Annotated in this window: 1 pseudogene; it reads left to right on the forward strand. The window is 39.2% G+C overall.

The annotated features are described in order from the left end of the window. Positions 1–265: pseudogene (locus tag ACFIK8_RS08920) on the forward strand (ribonucleotide-diphosphate reductase subunit alpha); the annotation flags it as partial.

Consider the following 265-nt stretch of genomic DNA (forward strand, 5'->3'; position numbering starts at 1 on the left):
CTTGTGTGCCTTCCATTGCGAAAGGCAATGCTGAAAGTCATGCGATTGGTTTGGGACAAATGAATTTGCATGGTTTCTTAGCACGTGAACAGATCTATTATGGATCTCTAGAAGCGATTGATTTCACCAATATCTATTTTTATACCGTGGCTTACCATGCAATACGTGCTTCCAATTTGATTGCACGCGAACGTCAAAAAGTGTTCGCAGGGTTTGAAAAGTCAGCTTATGCAGATGGCAGTTTTTTTACTAAATATATTGAGAA

Source organism: Bartonella sp. MR168JLCBS (assembly GCF_042194175.1).